Origin of the sequence: Micromonospora vulcania, assembly GCF_042658605.1 — a bacterium.
GTDB classification, from domain to species: domain Bacteria; phylum Actinomycetota; class Actinomycetes; order Mycobacteriales; family Micromonosporaceae; genus Micromonospora; species Micromonospora vulcania.
Genome location: NZ_JBHSQS010000006.1, coordinates 250,751 through 270,500, shown reverse-complemented (window position 1 = coordinate 270,500; position 19,750 = coordinate 250,751). Strand labels below are relative to the sequence as shown.

Below are 19,750 nucleotides of genomic sequence, written 5' to 3'. Positions count from 1 at the left end.
GCGGTACCGGCCGGACGTGGTCGACTGGGCAGCGAGGTATCTGTGTCGCTCGCGCGGCCACCTGTCTGTCGAGAACCGGCCACGCCGGCCGTCCGGTCCTGGAGGTAGACGTGTCGCAGCCCTACCGCACCGGCGGCGGGACCCCGTCCGACCCTCCTGCGCCGTCGTTCGGCGTCAGCTTCCGGGCGGCCACCGTGGAGGACGGCGCGCGGGAGCGGGAGCTCTATCCGCCCTATCTGGCCAGCGGGCGCAAGCTGGGGCACGGGACGGCGGCCTGGCTGCCCGCGCCGCCCGAGGAGATGCGGACACCCGGCACCGGGCGGCCGGACAGCGCCTTCGCGGTCGGCCGACCGGTCGTGGCGCTGCTCGACACCGGCGTACAGGACCACGACGCGTTGCTGCTCGACGGCGGCGAGCCGTACTGGGCCGAGGCCGTCGGCTGGGTGCCGCCGCTGGACATCCCGACCGCGGAACCCGGTGTGTACGGCAGCCACTGGGGCCACGCCACCTTCCTCGCCGGCCTGATCCGGCTGGCCGCACCGGACGCCCGCGTGCTGTCGCTGCGGGTGATGGACGATTCGGGGCGGGCCAGCGACACCAACGTCGCCGCCGCGCTGGCCTGGCTGGCAGACGAGCGTACGGCCGGCCTGAGGATCGACGTCGTGCTGACCGCCTTCGGCCGGCACGCCGAGACGGACGATCCGGAGCTGGTGCCCGTACGCGCGGCGCTGGCCCGACTGGCGGGGCTCGGCGTGCCGGTGGTGGCGTCCGCCGGCAACGGTGGCAGCGAGCGGCCCGTGTATCCGGCCGCCTTCACCGGCGACCCGCGGTTGAGCGTGGTCAGCGTCGGTGCCCGCGTGTCGCCGACCGAGCGGGCGTGGTTCAGCAACCACGGGGTCTGGGTGCGGGAGTGGGGCGCGGGGACCAACGTGGTCAGCACCATGCCGCTGCGTACCACGGTCGCCGACGGCGGAGGCTTCGCGTACTGGAGCGGCACCTCCTTCCCCGCGGCCAGTCACGCGGGGGCGCTCGCCCAGGCGACAGCGGACCGGTCAGCATGATCGAGATGCCCGGTCCCGACGTGGCCGCCGACGCGCCGCCCGTACCCCCGGTGCCGCCGACGGACCGGGCAGCCCTGTTGGCCGCGTGCCTGAGCCGCGCGCAGAGTGGCGAGACCGACGCACTCGACACGGTGGTGCGTGAGTTGAACCCGCTGCTCTGGCATGTCGCCCGCAGCCAGGGACTGGCCGCCGACGAGGCCGCCGACGTGGTGCAGACCACCTGGCTGGAGTTGCTCCGGCGACTGTCGGAGATCCGCTCTCCGCGCGCGCTGACCGCGTGGCTGGTCACCACCACCCGCCGGGAGGCGTGGCGGGTTCGTGAACTGTCCCGCCGGCCACCGCCCCAGGCGGATCCCGCGCTCCCCGCTGCGGCGGATCTGGACGACCGGCTCCTCACCGACGAGCGCGACCAGGCGCTCTGGCGCCAGGTCCAGCGCCTTCCGACACGGTGTCAGCGGCTGTTGCGGGTGCTCGCGCAGGTGGACCGCCCCGACTACGCGGTCGTGGCGGATGCGATGGGCATGCCACGCGGCAGCATCGGCCCCACCCGCGGCCGGTGCCTGGCCAAGCTGCGTACGCTCCTGCAGGCCGACCCGGTCTGGGGGATGCCGTGAGTCCTGACTTCGGCGAACAGCCGCTGGACGGTGCCGATGGTGCGCTGCTCGACCACCTCGCCGCCATCTACGGTCGACTCGACCCGCCGCCGTCGGATCTCGACGACCGGGTGCGCTTCGCGATCGCCCTGCGCAACGTGGAGATCGAGGTGGCCCGGTTGGCGACCGAGCAGCAGCCCGTCGGGGCGGCCCGGGCCACCGAGCGAACCCGTACCACGACCTTCGACGCGCCGAGCCGCACCATCATGATCACTGTGGTGGACCGTCCGGACGGGCTGGTCCGGCTGGATGGTTGGCTCGCCCCCGCGGCCACCCTGCGGGTGGAGTTGCGCTTCCCCGAGCCGGTACCGCCCCAGGTGGTGACCGCGGACGAGACCGGCCGCTTCGTCTTCGACGCGGTGCCGCACGGCCTCGTACAGATGTTGGTCGACCCGGGGGAGGGCGCCGAAGGGCCACGGGTGGTCACCCCGTCCTTCGTCCTGTGACCGGGCACCCGGTGACCAGCGGGGAGGCCGACGCGGCGACCCGCCTGTACGAGGAGGCCCTGGCATCCAGTGACGGCGGTCGCCCCGCCCGGGCGGTACGCCAGCTCAGGGCCGGGCTGCGGCTGGTCACCGGCCGTCCGGCGCTGACCGAGCTGCGGGCCCGGATCCTGTTGAGTCTCGCCTGGGCGGAGTCCGAGCGGGGGCGGGTGGACCTCGGGTTCCAACTCCTCGACGAGGCCGAGACCGACGCGCCGGCCCAGGTCCGACCGATCCTGCTCGCGCAGCGAGCCCTCCTGCTCAAGCGGGCCGGGCACAACACGGTGGCCCTTGCGCACTACGACGCGGCCATCGCCCTGTTGACCGAGCCCGCCTACCCGCAGGACCTGGTCCGGGCACTGAACAACCGCAGCCTCGTGCACCAGGAGGCGGGTGACCTCCGGCTCGCCCGGGCCGACCTGACGCGGGCTCTGCGCATCGCCACCCGTCAGGGGTTCGAGCTGCAGGCCGCGGTCATCGCCAGCAACATCGGCTGTCTGGACGTGACCGCCGGAGACCTCCCCGCCGCGCTGCGCGCGTTCGCCGCGGCGCGGGTCACCTACCAGGTTCTCGCCCCCGGCCGGCTGGCGAACCTGGCGGTGGAGCGGGCCCGGGCCCTGCTCGCCGCCGGCCTGTTCGTCGAGGCCGACCGTGAACTCGCGGCGGCCGTCAGTCAGGCGCAGGGGCAACGGCTGGACCACACGTACGCCGACGCGCTCCAGGTCCGCGCGGAGGCCGCGTTGCTGGCCCGCGAACCGCAGGCGGCGATCCGGTGGGCGCGGCAGGCGCGTGCCGCGTTCCTGCTGCGGCGCAACTCGCGCAGGGCGGCGCTCGCCGAGCTGATCGCGCTGCGCGCCCACCAGGAGCCGTCGGCCGCACCCGTCGGCCGGCCCACGACGACCGGGCGGGCGCTCGCGCTCGCTGCCCGCCTCAACCGCCTCGGTCTGTCCGAGGACGCCTGGCTCGCCGGGATCGTCGCGGCTCGCAGCATGACTGCCGCGGGCAGAACCGCCCACGCGGAGCGCATGCTGCGACAGCGTGGCCGGCCCCGGCGTATCGACCGGCTCGACACCCGCCTGCTCTGGTGGCTGGCCCGCGCCGAGTTGGCGTTCGCCACCGGGCACCCCGCCCAGGCGCGCGGCGCTCTGCTCGCGGGGATGGCGGCGCTACACCGCCACCGCACCCAGTTCGGCAGCCTCGACCTGCAGACCGGCGCCGCCGCGCGAGGCCAGGACCTGGCCAGCGCCGGCCTCGCGGCGGCCGTCGCCAGCGGGTCCACCACCGGGGTGTACCGCTGGTCCGAGCGCGCCCGCGCCCAGGCACTGCTGCTGCCGCCGGTACGGCCACCGGCCGACCCGAGCGCGGCGGCACTGCTGGAGGAACTGCGCCAGAGCCGGCACGCCTTCCGCGACGCCGAACTCGCCGGCCGGCCCGCCCCGGACCTTCGCCGCCGGATCGAGGAACTGCAGCGGGCGGTACGCGAGAGATCGTGGGCGACCCGGGGCCACACCGACACCGGGACCCCGCAGATCGCACCCCTCGGCCGGATCGCGGCGGAGCTGGGCGGCGCTGCGCTGGTGACCTACCTGGTCACCGAGGGCGTTCTGCGGGCCCTGGTGCTGACCGGTCGGTCCGCCTGGCTCGTCCCGCTGGGCGGGTACCGGGACGCGGTCGAGGCCGTGCTGCGGTTGCGTGCCGATCTGGACGCGCAGGTCGGCCACGCCACGCCCGGACGACTGGCCAGCGCCGTCCGGGCCGCGACCCGACGGGACGCCGAACGGCTCGCGGCCATTGTGCTGAACCCACTCCTGCCCCGGATCGGGGACCGTGATCTGGTGGTGGTGCCGACCGGTCCACTGATGACCACGCCCTGGGCGGCCCTGCCCGGCAGCACGGCCCGGCCCGTCACGGTCGCGCCGTCAGCCACGGCGTGGCTGGCGGCCCGTGACCGGATGCGCGTTTCGCGAACGGACACCGCCGCCGGAGGTGCGGCCGGATCGATCGTCCTGGCCGCCGGGCCGGGCATCGATCGTGGCGACAGCGAGGTCCGGGCGATCAGCCGGACCTACCCGACCGCCACCGTCCGTACCGGCGCGGACGCCACGCCGGCAGCCACCCTCGCCGCTCTGGATGGCGCCGACCTCGCCCACATCGCCGCGCACGGCAGCCACCAGGCCGAGAACGCGCTGTTCTCGACCCTTGAGCTGGCCGGTGGTCCACTCCTGGGGTACGACCTGCTGCGGCTGCGCCGCGCGCCCTCGATGGTGGTGCTGTCCTCCTGCGAGCTGGGGCTCACCGACGTGCGACCCGGGGACGAGACCTTCGGAATGTCCACCGCGCTGCTCGTCGCGGGCACCACCACCGTGGTCGCCAGCGTCGGTCGGGTCGGTGACGAGCTGGCGATGACCGTCATGGTCGACTACCACCGGGCGGTCGCCGCGGGTCGGGCGCCGGCGACCGCACTCGCCGAGGCCATACCGCCCGGCTCGCCGGCGGCCTTCATCTGCTTCGGCGCCGGCTGACCGAACGGCTCCCGTACAGCTTCTCGATTCTTTTCACCGCGGATGTATCCAGCGGCCGCCTGCCGACCCTTGTTCTGCGTACACCCGGCGACGGGCCGGGTCGGCACGAGAGGTTCGACAATGGCGAGATCCCGTAGGGCTCCCTCCGAGAAGGAGATCGGGCTCATCCGCAACCTGGCGACGAGTGGCGCCTTCAACTTCGAGCAGCTCGGCAAGGCGGTCGGCGAGGTGATGCCGGCCCTGCTCGACGGCACCGACCTGGTCGCCTCGGACTACATCGCCCATGGCTACACGAGCGTCGTCCAGGTCTGGCACGTGGGCGGCGACCTGGCGGTCCTGGACGACCTGACCGGGCTGCGTTCTCTGGGCGGCGAACTTGAAGGTTGACAGTCTGCCGGCTGCCGCTCCCACCGCCATGCGGTGGGAGCGGGTCGACATCGAGGAGCGGCTGCTCGGGACGTTGCGGGTGGCCCGCCGAACGGTTCGTACCCTGCTGCCCGACACCGGGGACCCCGCCCTGCTGTCGGAGAAGGTGATCAGCGAGACCGCTCTGCTGCTGGTCGCCGCCGCCAACGCCGCCCAACGGTGCTGCCGGCCCACCGCCGCCGAGCTGATCGGCGAGATCGCCGCCGAGTTGGCCCCGCACGCGCGCAGCGAGGCGCTGCGGACGCGGATCCGTCTCTGGCCGACCCACGCGGGCGAACTCGGAGTCGCCCACGTGTGCCTCACCCGGCTCGGCCTTCCCGATCCGAACTTCGACGCCGTCTTCACCGCGGCGATGGACAGCACGGTTGCCCGGATGGCGGAGCGGCTGCCGTGGAAGGAGATCGAGCTGGCCTGGCTGGGTTCGATCGGCGGACCGCCGCGACCGCCGGCGACCGGTGCCGCCCGGCGGACGCGGGTGGGGACCGGGCTGGACGCCATGCTGGCCACCCGGATGGAGGTGTACGGCTTCACCCACGCGCTCATCTATCTGACCGGCTTCGGAGCGCTCCGGCCGACGCTGCCCCGGCCGCGCTCGGCGGTCCTCGCCGACGCGACCGCGGCTCTGGCCCGCAGCCTCGACGACGACGACTTCGATGTCGCCGCCGAGACGCTGCTGAGCTGGCCGTACCTCAGGTCCCCGTGGACGGGGGCCGGCGCCTTCGGGCTCCGGGTGCTGACCGAGGTGGAGGACCAGGTCGGATATCTGCCCGGTCTGGGGTTGGTGGCCGATCGCTTCGCCGGCCTGTCGGCGGCCGACCGTACCCGCCGGGTCGTCGGTGCGGCCTACCACACGACGTACGTCATGGGGCTGCTCATGGCGGCGACGTTGCTGCCAGGGGCGGGCGGCCCGCCCCGGTCCTGGGCCGGCCCGGGGGCGCGACCGCGCGGCGGGATCGCCGCCGAGCTGCTGGCCCTGATGCCCGACCGTACGCCCACCCCGCACTGGCGGTCCACGATGGACCGGGTGTCCACCGAAGATCGCGACTCCATGGCCGATCTGCTGGCCGCCATCGCGCTGCGCCGCGCCCTGTACGCCCACGACATCGGCCTGTTCCAACGGATCCTGCGGGTGTGCTGCTCCTATGATCTGGTCGACTGCGCGGCGGTGCGCCAGGGGGCTGACCTGCTGGAGCGCCTTCGCGCCGAGGGTGGCCACGGGGGGTCGGTGATCGGCAGGTTCGGTCCAGGGGCTTGAAATCCTACCGATGTGGTAGGAAAATCGGTGCCATGCTGCTCGTACGGCTGTTCACCTCCCGCCGGGTCGTCGACCTGATGCGGGTCGCCGCGCAGCTCTGTCTCGGAGCGCCCATCCCGGCCTGAGCGGGCCGTGCCCGCCCTCGCCTGTCCTCGTCCCCTCCCCGTCGGCATCGCGGCCGGCTCCGGTATCGCGCCCTGTCGCGTCCCGAAATCCCCTCCAGCCGCTGCCGCAGGGTCGCGCATGATCGAGAAGGGCCGTCATGAGTACCGATCTCGCACCGTCCGTTGCATCCCTCGTCGGGGAGTCCCCGCTCGCGTTCACCGAGGACTGGCAGGCGTGGCACCGGCGACACGAGGAGGTGCGGGCCGACCCGCACGGCTTCCTCGCCGTCACCGGGCTGCACTGGCTCACCCCACGGCCACAGCGCTTCCCCGACGTCCCGGGGGAGTGGCACACCGGTGCCGACGGGCCGGTGGTGACGCTCGCCGACGGCGAGGACCTGTTCGTCGACGGCCAGCAGGTCCGCCGCCGCCACGAGTTCGGGCCGATCGCCGAGCGTGCCGGGGTGACCGTCCGCATCGACGGTGGGGTCCTGGAGGTGGCCCGCCGAGGCGGGCACGACATCCTGCGGCCACGGCGCCCCGATCATCCGCTGCGCGTGGCCTACCAGGGCACCCCCGCCTATCCGGCCACGACGCGGTGGGTGCTGAGCGGACGCTTCGTGCCGTTCGACGAGCCTCGGGCCACTACCGTCGGCGCGGCGGTGGAAGGGCTCCAGCACGTCTACGACGCGCCCGGCCGGGTCGAGTTCACCGTCGACGGGGTGCCACTGAGCCTGACCGCGTTCAACGGCCTGACCCCCGGGAGCCTGATGGTGCTGTTCACCGACGCCACCTCCGGCGTCACCACCTATCCGGCCAACCGGTCCCTGGCGGTGGGTGCGCCGGACGAGCAGGGCCGGGTGACGGTGGATTTCAACCGGGCCACCAATCTGCCGTGTGCGTACACCGACTTCGCGACCTGCCCGTTGCCTCCGGCGGAGAACCGGCTGCCGGTGGCCGTCGAGGCTGGCGAGATGATCCCGTACGAGCGCCGTCCGTAGCCCTGGCCCACCCCTCGGGAGGATCGCATGACCTCGTCCACCGCCGACCCGATCGACGCCGACGCCGACGAGTTGCGGACGTTGCTACGCAATCAGGCCAGCACCGTCACGGTGATCACCGCCCCCGGCCGGCCGGCGGTCGGCTTCACCGCCACGTCGTTCACCTCGGTGTCGCTGGCGCCGCCGATCGTCTCGTTCTGCCTGGACCTCGGCTCGTCGAGCTGGCCCACGGTCGCCCAGGCGCGGCACGTGGCGGTGCACCTGCTCGCCCACCATCAGCAGGAACTGGCCCGCACCTTCGCCACCAGCGGCATCGACCGGTTCGCCGCCCCCACCCGGTGGCGGACCGGCCCGGAGGGGGTGCCGATCCTCGACGACACCCTGGCCCTGCTGCTCTGCCGGGTCGTCGACCGGGTGACCGTCGGCGACCACGTCGTGGTGCTGGCCGAGCCGGAACTTCTCCGGCACGCCGACGTCGGGTCACCGCTGCTCTATCACCGGGGCCGGTACGCGGGCCTGGCCGGCGGCCCGGACGGGACGGCCCGTCGCCCGGCCGCCTGATCTGCCAGGAGCAGCCAATGGGGGCGGACCGGGGGCGGGGCGGTCCCGGCCGTGCGAGGTCCGGGCCGGCCCACCGGGCGCAATTCCTCTAAATCCTATAGGTTCAGTAGGTATTACGTCAACGAATCGACGTTCGCGCGTGCGATAGCCGACATCCGTCGACGGATTCGTTGACACCACCCCCCGATCGAAGGTGGACTCGGCTCATGTCCAGCGAGCTGCGGTTGACGATCCGCGGCCACATCGACTTCGGTCGAGTGTGGTCGAGTTCCTGTCTGGCCTGACCCGGCATACCCGCCCGTGCCTGCGGGCCGCGCCGACCCGCCGAGGTGGGGCTCAGCGCCGAGCTGACCGCCGCGTCACCGATCACCGTCACCCGCACCGGCCCGCGCCACCGTGCCCGGCCGGGTGTCGGCGTACCCGCTCTCGCCTGTCTGGACAGGAGATCTCCGCATGCCCGCACACCGTCTGCGAACCCTCGCCGCCGTCGCCCTCACCCCACTGCTCGCCGTCATCGCGGGCTGCTCCACCGGCACCACGCCGGACGTCGAGGCCGCCGGCCAGCCGCGCTCCGGCGGCACCCTCACCTGGGCCGTCGAGACCGAGCCGATCACCCTCAACCCGCACCAGTACGCCCAGGCCAAGGCCCGCCTGTTGGTCTGGAACACGTTCGAGTCCCTGCTCACCTACGACAAGCAGGGCACGGTCGTACCCTGGCTGGCCAGCGGTTGGCAGGCGGCCCCCGACGGGTTGTCCTACACGCTGACGTTGCGGGACGGGGTCACCTTCTCCGACGGCACCCCGCTCGACGCCGCCGCCGTCAAGGCCAACTTCGACAAGCTCCGCGAACCCGGGTACGCCCCCACCGTCGCGGCCGTGCAACTGCGCAACCTCAGGAGCGTCGAGGCCGTCGACCCGCGGACGGTACGACTCACGCTCAGCGCGCCGGACGTGCTCATCCTCGACTTCCTCGCCTCCCCGCAGGGCGCGCAGGTCTCCCCGAAGTCGCTGCGCGAGGCGAAGAACCTCAAGGCCGGCGGGGTCGACGTCGCCGGCACCGGCCCGTTCGTGCTGGACCGCTACGTTCCCGGTCAGGAGCTGCACTACCGGCGCAACCCCGGCTACGACTGGGCGCCGCCCACCGCGACCCACACCGGTCCGGCCTACCTCGACGAGATCACCTACCGGTTCCTCAAGGAGTCGGCGGTCCGCGTCGGCGCGCTCAGGTCCAACCAGGTGCAGGTCGTCGAGGGGGTGCCGGCCACCGACCAGCCGCAGGTCACCGCCAACCCCAAGCTGCGCCTGATCCGCGAGCTCAACTCCGGCTCCGCCTACTCGTACTACCTCAACACCTCCCGCGCCCCCTTCGACGATCTGCGGGTCCGGCAGGCGTTCCGGGAGGCCGTCGACGTCGACACCGTGCTCACGTCGGTCTACCGGGACACCGCCACCCGCGCCTGGAGCGTGGTCAGCCCGTCCAGCCCGCTCTATGACAAGCGCCTCGAGGGCGGCTACAGCGGCGACACCGCCAAGGCGAACAGCCTGCTCGACGCGGCCGGCTGGGCTTCCCGGGACGCCGACGGCTACCGGGTGCGCGACGGCAGACGACTCACCGTACGGCTGGTACAGGCCGCCCCCTACGTCCGGGATCGTCGCGACGTCCTCGCGCAGGCCGTACAGGCCGCCGTCAAGCAGAGCGCCGGCATCGACCTGAAGGTCTCCCTGGTGGACCAGGGCAGCGCCACCGAGGCCGTCGAACGCAACGAGTACGAGGTCTTCGACAACTCCCGCGCCGACACCGACGCCGGGGCCGCGCTGAACCTGCTGCTGCACTCGAAGGGCGGGATCAACCGCACCCAGCACAACGACCCGCGGATCGACCAGCTCCTGGAAGCCGGTCAGGCCAGCACCGACCCGACCAGGCGGGCCGGCATCTACGCCGAGCTGCAACAGCGGGTCGTCGCCGAACAGGCTCTGGCCCTGCCGCTCTACGCGCCGGCCGACCAGATCGCCGCGAGCACCGGCGTCGGCGGGGTCCGCTTCGAGCCCACGGCCGGCGTGCCCGCCAGCGCGTACGACCTGTGGATCGGCAAGTGACATGAGCCGACTGCCCCTGCCCGCCGTGGCCCGCCGGCTCGGCTCCGGCCTGATCGTCCTCTGGGTCGCCGCCACCGCCGCCTACCTGGCACTGCTGGCCGCACCCGGGGACACCGTGGACAACATCGTCGGCGACGGTGCGGACACCCCGCAGATCCGCGCCGAGATCATCGCCGAGTGGGGCCTGGACCGGCCGGGCGTCGTGCAGTACCTCGACTACCTGTGGAGACTCGCCGGCGGCGACCTGGGCCGCTCCTACCTCTTGCAACGTCCGGTCAACGAGGTGATCGGCGAACAACTCGCCCCGACCCTCACGCTCGCCGTCGCCGCCGCCGGGCTCGGTACGCTGCTCGCCCTCGTCCTCGCGGTCGCCACCGCCGGTGACCGCCGGCCGTGGCTGCGCCGGGCCAGCTCCGGCACCGAACTGCTGCTGGTCTCCACCCCGCCGTTCCTGATCGGCATCGTGCTGCTCAGCGTGCTGTCGTTCCGGTTCGGACTCTTCCCGGTCTCCGGCGACCAGGGCCTCGGCGCGCTGGTGCTGCCCGCCGTGACCCTCGCGCTGCCCATCGCCGGGCTGCTCGCCCAGGTGCTCCGCGACGGGCTCGACCGGGCCCTCGACGAGCCGTTCGTGCTGACCGCCCGGTCCCGGGGCGTACGGGAACGGACGGTGCTGCTGCGCCACGCGCTGCGGCACGCCCTGCTGCCGGCCGTCACCCTCGCCGGGTGGCTCTTCGGCATCCTGCTCGGCGGTGCCGTCATCGTCGAGCAGGTCTTCGGTCGGCCCGGCCTCGGCCAGGTCACCCTCACCGCGGTCACCAGCAGGGACATGCCGGTGGTGCTGGCCGTGGTCACCCTCTCCGCCGCCGCCTACGTCGTGGTCAACACCGCCGCCGACCTGGCGTACCTGCTGGTCGACCCGCGCCTGAGAAGGAGCTGACGCGATGACCGTCATCCTGGGCCCCGCGCCCACCGACGCCCCGGCGCGCACCCTCGCCGACGAATCGCCCCCGGCGGTACGCCGACACTCCGGACCACGACCCGGTCTGCTCGCCGCCGGGGCGTACCTCATCCTGCTGGCGGTGGCGGCGGCCTGGCCGGCGGCACTGGCGCCCGGCGACCCGCTCGCCGCCGAGCCACTCACCGTGCTCTCCCCACCGAGCGGCGCGCACTGGTTCGGCACCGACCACCTCGGCCGCGACGTCTGGACCCGGGTGGTGCACGGCGCCGGCCACTCGCTCACCATCGGCGTGGCCGCCACCGCGATCGCGGTGACCGCCGGCGTGCTGCTCGGCCTGCTCGCCGGCCTCACGCACCGGTTCGCCGACGAGGCGCTCAGCCGCACCTTCGACGCCGTGTCGGCGTTTCCCATCCTGCTGCTGGCGTTGCTGTTCATCGCCGTCGCCGGCCCCGGCAGCACCAGTCTGATCATCGCGATCGGCATCGCCACCCTGCCGCACCACGCCCGGGTGGTCCGCGGTCAGACGCTGCTCGTGCGCCGCGCCAACTACGTGGAGCAGGCCGTCACCTTCGGCCTGTCCCGACCTCGGCTGGTGCTGCGGCACGTGCTGCCCAACGTGGTCGGCCCGGTGCCGGTGCTCGCCGTGATCGGGCTCGGCGAGGCGATCATGGTCGCCGCCGGCCTCAGCTTCCTCGGCATGGGTCCACAGCCACCGTCGCCCGAGTGGGGCGCGATGCTCTCCGAGGGACGCAACTATCTCCAGGTGGCCTGGTGGATCAGCATCCTGCCGGGCGTGGCGGTCACCGCCACCGTGGTGGCGCTGACCGTCGTCGGCCGACACTGGCAGGCCCACTTCGACGGGCGGCGGCGCTGATGGCCCCCCTGGTCACGGTCGAGGACCTGCACGTCGACTTCGACACCCCGACCGGGCAGGTGGCCGCGGTCCGTGGGATCAGCTTCACCGTCGAGCCCGGCGAGTGCGTGGCCGTCGTCGGGGAGTCCGGCTCCGGCAAGAGCGTCACCGCCCGTACCCTGGTCGGCCTCCCCGGCCCGGGCGCGCGGGTCCGCGCCGCCCGACTGGAGTTGGCCGGTCAGGACGTACGCGGCCACCGGCCACGGGACTGGCGGCGGGTGCGCGGTCGGCTCGCCGGACTGGTCCTGCAGGACGCGTTGGTCTCCCTCGACCCGCTGCGTACGGTGGGCGCCGAGATCGGCGAGGTGCTCACCACCCACGGCATCGTCGGCCGTCGGGAACGCGCCGGCCGGGTCGCCCACCTGCTCGACCTGGTCCACCTGCCGGAGCCGGAGCGCCGGGCCCGGCAGTATCCGCACCAGCTCTCCGGCGGACTGCGGCAGCGGGCGCTGATCGCCTCGGCGATCGCCGGTGAGCCGGCCCTGCTCATCGCCGACGAGCCGACCACCGCGTTGGACGTCACCGTGCAGGCGCAGATCCTGCGGTTGCTCGCCGAGCGGCGGGCCGCCGGGGTGAGCCTGCTGCTGATCAGCCACGACCTGGCCGTGGTCGCCCAGGTGGCCGACCGGGTCCTGGTCCTGCGCGACGGTCGGATCGTCGAGCACGGCCCGACCGGAGGGCTCCTGCGGGCCCCGGCGCATCCGTACACCCGGCAGTTGCTGGCCGCGGTGCCGTCGGTGTCCTCACGGGGACGCCGGCTCAGCGCCACGGCCGAGGTGTCCGAGGGCGCGGACGTGTTGAGCCGCCCGGCGCTGCCCGCCCGCCCCGAGATCCGTCCCGGCGACACGGTGCTCGACGCGACCGGGCTGACCAGGAGCTACGGCGACCACACGGTCGTACGGGACGTCTCGTTCTCGATCGCCCGGGGCGAGACGCTCGGCCTGGTGGGGGAGTCCGGCTCCGGCAAGAGCACCGTCGCCCGGATCGTCGCCGGTCTGCTCGCCGCCGACACCGGCACCGTCACCTTCGAGGGGAGGCCATGGTCCGGGGCGACCGAACGGGCCCGTCGCCCGCTACGCCGTCGGCTCCAGCTGATCGCCCAGGACCCGCTGAGCTCGTTCGACCCCCGGTACACCGTGGGCCGGGTCGTCGCGGAGAACCTCGAACCCGACGTACCCCGCTCGGAGCGGGGCGAACATGTCGTCGAACTGCTGCGCCGGGTCGGCCTCGGCCCGGACCTGCTCGACCGGCATCCCCGGCAGCTCTCCGGTGGGCAGCGACAACGGGTCGCCATCGCCCGCGCCATCGCACCGCGACCCAGCCTGATCATCTGCGACGAGCCGGTCTCCGCCCTCGACGTCTCCGTCCAGGCCCAGGTCCTCGACCTGCTGGCCGACCTGCGGGCCGCCGACGGCACCGCCCTGCTGTTCATCTCGCACGATTTGGGCGTCGTGCACCACCTCAGCGACCGGGTGCTGGTCCTGCACGACGGCGCGGTGGTCGAGCAGGGCCCGGTCGGCGACGTCTTCACCTACCCCCGCCACGACTACACCCGGTCCCTGCTCGACGCGCTGCCCACGCTCGTCGCCGCCGGCCGACCGTAGGAGGAACGCCATGCCCGGAAAGACCCTGCACCTGGCCGTGGCCCTGGACGGCCTCGGCTGGCACCCCGCCGCCTGGCGGCTCTCGTCCGCCGACGCCGGGTCGCCGTTCACCGCCCGCTACTGGACCACCCTGGCTGGCGAGGCCGAACACGCGGCGCTGGACCTGCTGACCATCGAGGACGCCCTCGACCTCCAGTCGTCCCGATTCGACGGCCCCGACGGCCGTACCGACCAGCTCCGCGGACGCCTCGACGCCGTACAGATCGCGGCCCGGCTCGCCCCGCTGACCCGACACATCGGGCTGGTCCCGACCACCAGCACCACCCACACCGAGCCCTTCCACCTCTGCACGGCCGTGGCGACCCTCGACCACGTCAGTGGCGGTCGGGCCGGGTGGCGACCCCGGGTGTCGGCTCGGCGGGCCGAGGCTGAGCACTTCGGCCGCCGCGAGATCCCCGTACTGGACCCGGCGCGGCTGGACGACCCGGAGGCCGTACGACTCGTCGGTGACCTCTTCGCCGAGGCCGGCGACGCGGTGGAGGTGGTTCGCCGGCTCTGGGACAGCTGGCAGGACGACGCCGAGATCCGGGACGTGTCGACCGGCCGCTTCGTCGACCGGGAGCGGCTGCACCACGTCGACTTCGTCGGCCAGTGGTTCTCGGTCAAGGGTCCCTCCATCGTGCCCCGCTCGCCGCAGGGGCAACCGGTGGTCGCCGCGCTGGCCCACGCGTCCGTGCCGTACGCCTTCGCGGCCCGGCACGCCGACGTCGTCTTCGTCACCCCCACCGACGCCGCACACGTCAGCGCGATCGTCGCCGAGATCCGGGCGACCGAGGAGACCGTCGGCCGCGCGGACCCACCGCTGCGTATCCTCGCCGACCTGGTCGTGCTGCTCGACGAGACGCCGACGCTGGCCCGGCACCGCGGCGCCCGCCTCGACGAACTGCACGGCGCGGAGTTCACCTCGGACGCGGCCGTCTTCGCCGGCACCCCGGGACAGCTGGCCGACCTGCTCGCCGAGTGGCACCGGGCCGGCGTGGACGGCTTCCGGCTCCGCCCCGGCGTGCTCCCCGACGACCTGACCGCGATCACCCGCACGCTGGTGCCCGCGCTGCGCGACCGTGGCCTGTTCCGCGCCGGCTATCCCGGCGGGACCCTGCGCGACCTGCTCGGCCTGCCCCGACCGGCCAACCGGTACGCCGTCGCGGCGACCACCTGAGCTCTGGAGACCGTCATGCCCAAGCAGATCATCCTCGCCGCGCACTTTCCCGGGGTGAACAACACCACCGTGTGGAGTGACCCCGACTCCGGCAGCCAGATCGACTTCGCCTCCTTCCTGCACCTGGCCCGTACCGCCGAGCGCGGCAAGTTCGACTTCTTCTTCCTCGCCGAGGGGCTGCGCCTGCGCGAGCAGCGGGGTCGCATCCACGACCTGGACGTGGTGGGCCGTCCGGACACGTTGACCGTGCTCGCCGCGCTCGCGGCGGTCACCACCCACCTGGGTCTGGCCGGCACCCTGAACACCACCTTCCGCGAGCCGTACGAGCTGGCCCGGCAGTTGGCCAGCCTCGACCACCTCTCCGGTGGGCGGGCCGCCTGGAACGTCGTCACCACCTCGGACGCGTTCACCGGTGCGAACTTCCGCCGGGGTGGCTACCTCGACCGGTCGCTGCGCTACGAGCGCGCCGCCGAGTTCGTGCGTACCGCGCGGGAGCTGTGGGAATCGTGGCCGGCGCGGGCGGTCGTGGGGGACCGCGACGGCGGCCGGTACGTCGCCGGGCCCGACCCCGGCGCCTTCGCCCACCACGGCGACCAGTTCGACCTCGCCGGGCACTTCACCGTGCCCCGCAGCCCCCAGGTGCACCCGGTGATCCTGCAGGCCGGTGACTCGCCCGACGGACGCGAGTTCGCCGTGTCCAGCGCCGACGCGATCTTCTCCCGGCACGGCACCCTCGAAGCGGGCCAGGACTTCTACCGGGACGTGAAGTCCCGGCTGGCACGGTACGGCCGTCAACCCGACGACCTGAAGATCATCCCCGGGGTCACCTTCGTGCTGGGGGACACCGACGCCGAGGCGCAGGAGCGCGCCCACCACGTCCGCCGCCAACAGGTGTCCCCGCAGACCGCCCTGCTGCTGCTGGAACAACTGTGGAACCGGGACCTGTCCGGGTACGACCCCCAGGGCCCGTTGCCCGCCGAGGACCCGGACGTCGACGCCGACGCGATCAGCCGAGGCCGGGCCGGCATGTATCCCGACCCGGTCGGCACCGCCCGGCAGTGGCGGACGTTGGCCGAGGAGAAGGGGCTCGGCATCCGTGATCTGATCATCGAGGTCACCGGCCGGCAGTCCTTCGTCGGCACTCCGCGGCAGGTCGCCGAACGGATGAACCACTTCGTCCAGTCCGATGCCGCCGACGGGTTCATCCTGGTGCCGCACCTGACGCCGGGCGGGCTGGACGAGTTCGTCGACCGGGTCGTGCCGCTACTGCAGGAACGCGGCGTGTTCCGCACCGAGTACACCGGCACCACCCTGCGCGACCACCTCGGCCTCGGTCCCGCCCGGCCGGTCACCCAGGTCGGTACGCGGTGATCCCGCCGGCCACCGTCTGCCGGCGGCGTTGGGACGACCCGGACGCCGCGGCCCTGCGCGCGGCGATGACCGGGGAACTGCGCCAGCGGTACGCGGACCGCCCGGACGACCCGATCCACCTGCCCCCGGCCCAGGCCCTCGCCGCCGGCTCGATGGCCTTCACGGGTGTGGCGTACACCGCCGAGGCCATCCCGGTCGGGCACGCCGCGCTGCGCTGGCACGGTCCCGACCTGGAACTCAAGCGGATGTACGTGCTGCCCGCGTACCGGGGACGCGGTGTCGCCGAGATCCTCCTCGACGCGGCCAGCGAAGCCGCCGGCCAACTCGGCGCGGCGCGGATCGTTCTGCAGACCGGTGACCGCCAACCCGACGCCGTCCGCCGGTACGAGCGGGCCGGCTACCGGCCGATCCCGGTGTTCCCGCCGTACGACGTGTTGCCGTACTCGCGCTGTTTCGCCCTGGTGGTACGCCCGCCCCTGACCCTGCCGCCGAAAGCGACGGTGCCGGCTCCGAGCCGCCCCTTCCTTCCGCCGGCGACCGCCGCCCGAGCGCTCTGACCAGAAACGGGGAACACGATGTCACCGACCCCTCTGTCCGTTCTCGATCTCTCGCCGGTACCCGCCGGCGGTACCGTCGCCGACGCCCTGCGGAACACCGTCGACCTGGCCCGCCGGGTGGAACAGTCCGGCTACCACCGTTACTGGTTGGCCGAACACCACCTCGCCGCCGGCGTCGCCAGCTCGGCACCGGCCGTGCTCATCGGGCAGGTCGCCGCGGCGACCAGCGCGATCCGGGTCGGCTCCGGCGCGGTCCAGGTCGGCCACCGTACGGCCCTGTCGGTGGTCGAGGACTTCGGTACCCTCGGCGCACTGCACCCGGGTCGGATCGACCTCGGGCTCGGTCGCTCGGGGCAGCGGCGGGTCGAAGCGGCCCAGGAGATCGTCGCGCCCACGCCGCCGCCGGTCGAGTCCCGGGTGGTCGACGGCCTGCTGATCCCGCCGCCGTTCTCGTACGCCAAGGTGCTCGCCTCGCCGCGCTTCGCCCTGAGCAGCGCGTTGCTGCACCAACCTGGCGCGCAGCCGCCGCCCTTCGCCGAGCAGGTGGCCGACGTCCTGGCCCTGCTGCGCGGCGACTACCGGGACGCCGACGGCCTGGACGCGCACGCCGTGCCGGGGGAGGGCACCGACCTGGAGGTGTGGCTGCTGGGCAGCAGCGGCGGGGAGAGCGCCCAGCTCGCCGGCGCCCTGGGCCTGCCGTTCGCCGCCAACTACCACGTCAGCCCCTCCTCGGTGCTCGACGCGGTCGCCGCCTACCGGGCCGCGTTCCAGCCGTCGGCCGCGCTGGCGGAGCCGTACGTGGTGGTCTCCGCCGACGTGGTCGTGGCCGAGACCGACGAGACGGCACGCCGGCTGGCCGCACCCTACGGGCCCTGGGTACGCAGCATCCGCAGCGGCGACGGCGCGATCCCGTTCCCGAGCCCGGAGCAGGCCGCCGCGCTGCCGTGGACCGACGACGACCGGCAGCTCGTGGCCGACCGGGTGGACACCCAGTTCGTCGGATCGCCCGGGACGGTCGCCGAGCGGCTGCGTACCCTGCGCGACGTCACCGCCGCCGACGAACTGCTCGTCACCACGATCACCCACGCACACGCCGACCGGGTCAGCTCATACGAGCTGCTCGCCAAGGAGTGGCGTGACTGAGCCGCGAGGTCAGGTGCCGGTCAGGCGACCGTCACCGGATGCCGGACGATGCCGTCGAACAGGTAGCCGAGTTCGTTCGGACCTGCCTCGTCGGGCTGGCCGGCGCCGGTGACGTCGGTGGCTCGGGCGCGCAGGGTCCACCGGCCCGGCCCCGGCGGGTGCCAGACGGCCGTCCACCGCTGCCAGGCCCCGCCGGCGTCGTCGGGGTCGAGGTCGGCCGCCTGCCAGCTCGCGCCGTCGTCGGTGCTGACCTCGACCGCGCGGATGGGGCCGTTGCCGGACCAGGACCGGCCGTGCAGCAGCACGTCCACACCGGCCGGAACGCGAGCGTCCCAGGGCAGCTCGAAGGCGCTCTTGACCACCGACGTCGTCACGAGTCGGCCGTCGGCGGCGTGGCCGGGACCGAACATCCGGTAGAAGCGGGTGTTCCACGGGGAGAACAGGGCAGTGGCGGAGACCTCGATCGGGCCGACCCACTTGATCGAGGAGATGCCGATCCAGCCCGGCACCACCAACCGCACCGGGAAGCCGTGGTCGGCCGGCAGGGCCTTCCCGTTCATCTCGTACGCCAGCAGCACGTCGTCCAGGGCCTTGCCGATCGGCAGGGAACGGCGTACCCGGCCGAGGTTGACCCCGCCGGTCACGTACTCCGGGTCCAGGCCCTCGGGCTGCACGTCGACGGCGGCGTCGGTCAGACCGGCGTGGCGCAGCACGGTCGACAGTCGTACGCCCCGCCACCGCGCCACCCCCACCGCGCCGAGGCCCCACGGCACGCCGGGCGTCGGGTGGGCCTGCTGGGACGCGAAGAAGCGCCGGCCGTTGCCCGCGCACTCCAGCAGGGCCGAGGTCTGCACGGCGGGCATCGCCCGCAGGTCGGCATAGTCGAACTCGACCGGGTCGTCCCGCGTCGGCGTGCCCCGCAGGCCGGTGCCGAACAGACGCAGCCGCCAGGTGTCGACGTCCACCAGCGGGGTGTGGGTGTGGTTGCGGACGAAGAACCGGTCGGTCGGCACCACGTACCCCTGCCCGGCCATCGCCTCCCAGCGCATCTCGGCGTTGCCGTCGCGGGCGGTGAGCAGGCTCGGCACGAGCGGCTTGACGATGGTCGCCTCGGCGAGCGCGCCCATCGCGGCGCCAAGCTCGATCAACTGTCGGCGGTGCATACCCTCACCTCGGGCGTGCCCGGTCAACCACTGCCGTGCGCGGCGAGCGTCATGCTCGGCCTCGTGTTGCGGGAGCGAAGGTGTCACGCCGGCCCCCTCCGACTCGACGGCTGGATTCCTATTGAAGCAGTAGGAGTTGCCGGCCGGCCAGCCGACGTTCGGCCACCGTCGACCGCGACATCCGTTCGGGGTTGTTCGGGACTGTTCGAGGTGGTTCCCGCAGCTGGGAGGGCTCGCCAGGCTGGGGGCAGGAGCCGGGCGCTCCAGCACACAGCCGACGGCAGGGAGAGAACGATGAAGTTGCTCAGAACGGTGGCCCTCGCGGGCGCGGTGGCCGCCGCGGCCGTGCTGGGTACGGCGGCGCCGGCGAGTGCCGACGCCTACTCGTACAACGGGTACGGATCGGCCCTCTTCGAGAGCGCCGGGGACTACATCACCCTCACCCACTACACCTACGACCCCTACCCCGGCTACTACGCGTCCTACGCCGAGTGGTTCACCAGCTACGGCCGGACCGGCATCTGCGGCGACAACATCGGCGGCCGGCTCTCGTGCAACGAGGACGTGGCGGAGAAGCGCAACATCAGCATCCGCGTCTGCACCCGGTACGGCGTCTTCAACCAGGTCACCTGCGGGGACTGGGCCACGTCCCGTACCTGA

At 73.4% G+C, this 19,750-nt stretch carries 18 protein-coding genes; 17 read left to right on the top strand and 1 reads right to left on the bottom strand.

The features are described 5' to 3' along the window. The first annotated feature begins 110 nt into the window (after positions 1-110). The 16 genes from ACFQGL_RS12395 to ACFQGL_RS12320 all read left to right on the top strand — a co-directional run bounded on the left by ACFQGL_RS12395 (position 111) and on the right by ACFQGL_RS12320 (position 17,927). Complete coding sequence (locus tag ACFQGL_RS12395) at positions 111-1,061, top strand: S8 family peptidase (RefSeq protein ID WP_377510236.1); 951 nt, start codon at positions 111-113, stop codon at positions 1,059-1,061. Between the two features lie 5 nt (positions 1,062-1,066). Further along, entirely contained in the window at positions 1,067-1,675 is a 609-nt protein-coding gene (locus tag ACFQGL_RS12390; protein ID WP_377510233.1) for an RNA polymerase sigma factor, read from the top strand. Next, complete coding sequence (locus tag ACFQGL_RS12385) at positions 1,672-2,160, top strand: hypothetical protein (protein WP_377510230.1); 489 nt, start codon at positions 1,672-1,674, stop codon at positions 2,158-2,160. The genes ACFQGL_RS12390 and ACFQGL_RS12385 overlap by 4 nt, the downstream gene beginning before the upstream one ends. An 11-nt stretch (positions 2,161-2,171) precedes the next feature. Next, positions 2,172-4,718, top strand: a complete 2,547-nt coding sequence (locus tag ACFQGL_RS12380) for a CHAT domain-containing protein (RefSeq protein ID WP_377510227.1) — start codon at positions 2,172-2,174, stop codon at positions 4,716-4,718. A 120-nt stretch (positions 4,719-4,838) separates the two neighbouring features. Next, complete coding sequence (locus ACFQGL_RS12375) at positions 4,839-5,105, top strand: hypothetical protein (protein WP_377510224.1); 267 nt, start codon at positions 4,839-4,841, stop codon at positions 5,103-5,105. Then, positions 5,095-6,399, top strand: coding sequence for a DUF6895 family protein (locus tag ACFQGL_RS12370; RefSeq protein WP_377510221.1), 1,305 nt, complete (start codon positions 5,095-5,097; stop codon positions 6,397-6,399). The genes ACFQGL_RS12375 and ACFQGL_RS12370 overlap by 11 nt, the downstream gene beginning before the upstream one ends. A 262-nt stretch (positions 6,400-6,661) precedes the next feature. Continuing rightward, positions 6,662-7,504 carry a DUF1684 domain-containing protein gene (locus ACFQGL_RS12365; protein WP_377510218.1) on the top strand — a complete coding sequence of 281 codons (843 nt, stop codon included), beginning with the start codon at positions 6,662-6,664 and terminating at the stop codon, positions 7,502-7,504. 27 nt (positions 7,505-7,531) lie between these two features. Further along, a complete protein-coding gene (locus tag ACFQGL_RS12360) occupies positions 7,532-8,065 on the top strand; it encodes a flavin reductase family protein (RefSeq protein ID WP_377510215.1) in 534 nt (177 codons plus the stop codon). 453 nt (positions 8,066-8,518) lie between these two features. After that, a complete protein-coding gene (locus ACFQGL_RS12355; RefSeq protein ID WP_377510212.1) occupies positions 8,519-10,162 on the top strand; it encodes an ABC transporter substrate-binding protein in 1,644 nt (547 codons plus the stop codon). Position 10,163: 1 nt separating this feature from the next. After that, complete coding sequence (locus tag ACFQGL_RS12350; protein WP_377510209.1) at positions 10,164-11,099, top strand: ABC transporter permease; 936 nt, start codon at positions 10,164-10,166, stop codon at positions 11,097-11,099. 4 nt (positions 11,100-11,103) lie between these two features. After that, positions 11,104-11,994 carry an ABC transporter permease gene (locus ACFQGL_RS12345; RefSeq protein WP_377510207.1) on the top strand — a complete coding sequence of 297 codons (891 nt, stop codon included), beginning with the start codon at positions 11,104-11,106 and terminating at the stop codon, positions 11,992-11,994. Further along, on the top strand, positions 11,994-13,637 hold the full coding sequence (locus ACFQGL_RS12340) for a dipeptide ABC transporter ATP-binding protein (protein ID WP_377510204.1): 1,644 nt from the start codon (positions 11,994-11,996) through the stop codon (positions 13,635-13,637). Before ACFQGL_RS12345 ends, ACFQGL_RS12340 begins: the two co-directional genes overlap by 1 nt. A gap of 10 nt (positions 13,638-13,647) precedes the next feature. Beyond that, positions 13,648-14,856, top strand: a complete 1,209-nt coding sequence (locus ACFQGL_RS12335) for an LLM class flavin-dependent oxidoreductase (RefSeq protein ID WP_377510201.1) — start codon at positions 13,648-13,650, stop codon at positions 14,854-14,856. Between the two features lie 15 nt (positions 14,857-14,871). Further along, the gene (locus ACFQGL_RS12330) at positions 14,872-16,227 is read left to right on the top strand and encodes an NtaA/DmoA family FMN-dependent monooxygenase (protein ID WP_377510198.1); all 1,356 of its coding nucleotides are present in this window, start codon (positions 14,872-14,874) and stop codon (positions 16,225-16,227) included. Further along, positions 16,224-16,784, top strand: coding sequence for a GNAT family N-acetyltransferase (locus ACFQGL_RS12325; RefSeq protein ID WP_377510195.1), 561 nt, complete (start codon positions 16,224-16,226; stop codon positions 16,782-16,784). Before ACFQGL_RS12330 ends, ACFQGL_RS12325 begins: the two co-directional genes overlap by 4 nt. An 18-nt stretch (positions 16,785-16,802) precedes the next feature. Beyond that, positions 16,803-17,927: an LLM class flavin-dependent oxidoreductase gene (locus tag ACFQGL_RS12320; protein WP_377510193.1), complete on the top strand. Its 1,125-nt coding sequence runs from the start codon at positions 16,803-16,805 to the stop codon at positions 17,925-17,927. Between the two features lie 20 nt (positions 17,928-17,947). On the opposite strand, the gene ACFQGL_RS12315 is transcribed toward ACFQGL_RS12320, so the two are convergent. Next, complete coding sequence (locus tag ACFQGL_RS12315; RefSeq protein ID WP_377510190.1) at positions 17,948-19,090, bottom strand: sulfite oxidase; 1,143 nt, start codon at positions 19,088-19,090, stop codon at positions 17,948-17,950. A gap of 294 nt (positions 19,091-19,384) precedes the next feature. Here ACFQGL_RS12315 and ACFQGL_RS12310 point away from each other — a divergent pair, with 294 nt between their 5' ends. Next, entirely contained in the window at positions 19,385-19,750 is a 366-nt protein-coding gene (locus ACFQGL_RS12310) for a hypothetical protein (RefSeq protein ID WP_377510187.1), read from the top strand.

Coding starts and splice junctions, on each gene's coding strand:
- ACFQGL_RS12390 (WP_377510233.1), top strand. CDS start 1,067: ATGCCCGGTCCCGACGTGGCCGCCGACGCGCCGCCCGTACCCCCGGTG.
- ACFQGL_RS12375 (WP_377510224.1), top strand. CDS start 4,839: ATGGCGAGATCCCGTAGGGCTCCCTCCGAGAAGGAGATCGGGCTCATC.
- ACFQGL_RS12365 (WP_377510218.1), top strand. CDS start 6,662: ATGAGTACCGATCTCGCACCGTCCGTTGCATCCCTCGTCGGGGAGTCC.
- ACFQGL_RS12360 (WP_377510215.1), top strand. CDS start 7,532: ATGACCTCGTCCACCGCCGACCCGATCGACGCCGACGCCGACGAGTTG.
- ACFQGL_RS12355 (WP_377510212.1), top strand. CDS start 8,519: ATGCCCGCACACCGTCTGCGAACCCTCGCCGCCGTCGCCCTCACCCCA.
- ACFQGL_RS12350 (WP_377510209.1), top strand. CDS start 10,164: ATGAGCCGACTGCCCCTGCCCGCCGTGGCCCGCCGGCTCGGCTCCGGC.
- ACFQGL_RS12345 (WP_377510207.1), top strand. CDS start 11,104: ATGACCGTCATCCTGGGCCCCGCGCCCACCGACGCCCCGGCGCGCACC.
- ACFQGL_RS12340 (WP_377510204.1), top strand. CDS start 11,994: ATGGCCCCCCTGGTCACGGTCGAGGACCTGCACGTCGACTTCGACACC.
- ACFQGL_RS12335 (WP_377510201.1), top strand. CDS start 13,648: ATGCCCGGAAAGACCCTGCACCTGGCCGTGGCCCTGGACGGCCTCGGC.
- ACFQGL_RS12330 (WP_377510198.1), top strand. CDS start 14,872: ATGCCCAAGCAGATCATCCTCGCCGCGCACTTTCCCGGGGTGAACAAC.
- ACFQGL_RS12320 (WP_377510193.1), top strand. CDS start 16,803: ATGTCACCGACCCCTCTGTCCGTTCTCGATCTCTCGCCGGTACCCGCC.
- ACFQGL_RS12315 (WP_377510190.1), bottom strand. CDS start 19,090: ATGCACCGCCGACAGTTGATCGAGCTTGGCGCCGCGATGGGCGCGCTC.
- ACFQGL_RS12310 (WP_377510187.1), top strand. CDS start 19,385: ATGAAGTTGCTCAGAACGGTGGCCCTCGCGGGCGCGGTGGCCGCCGCG.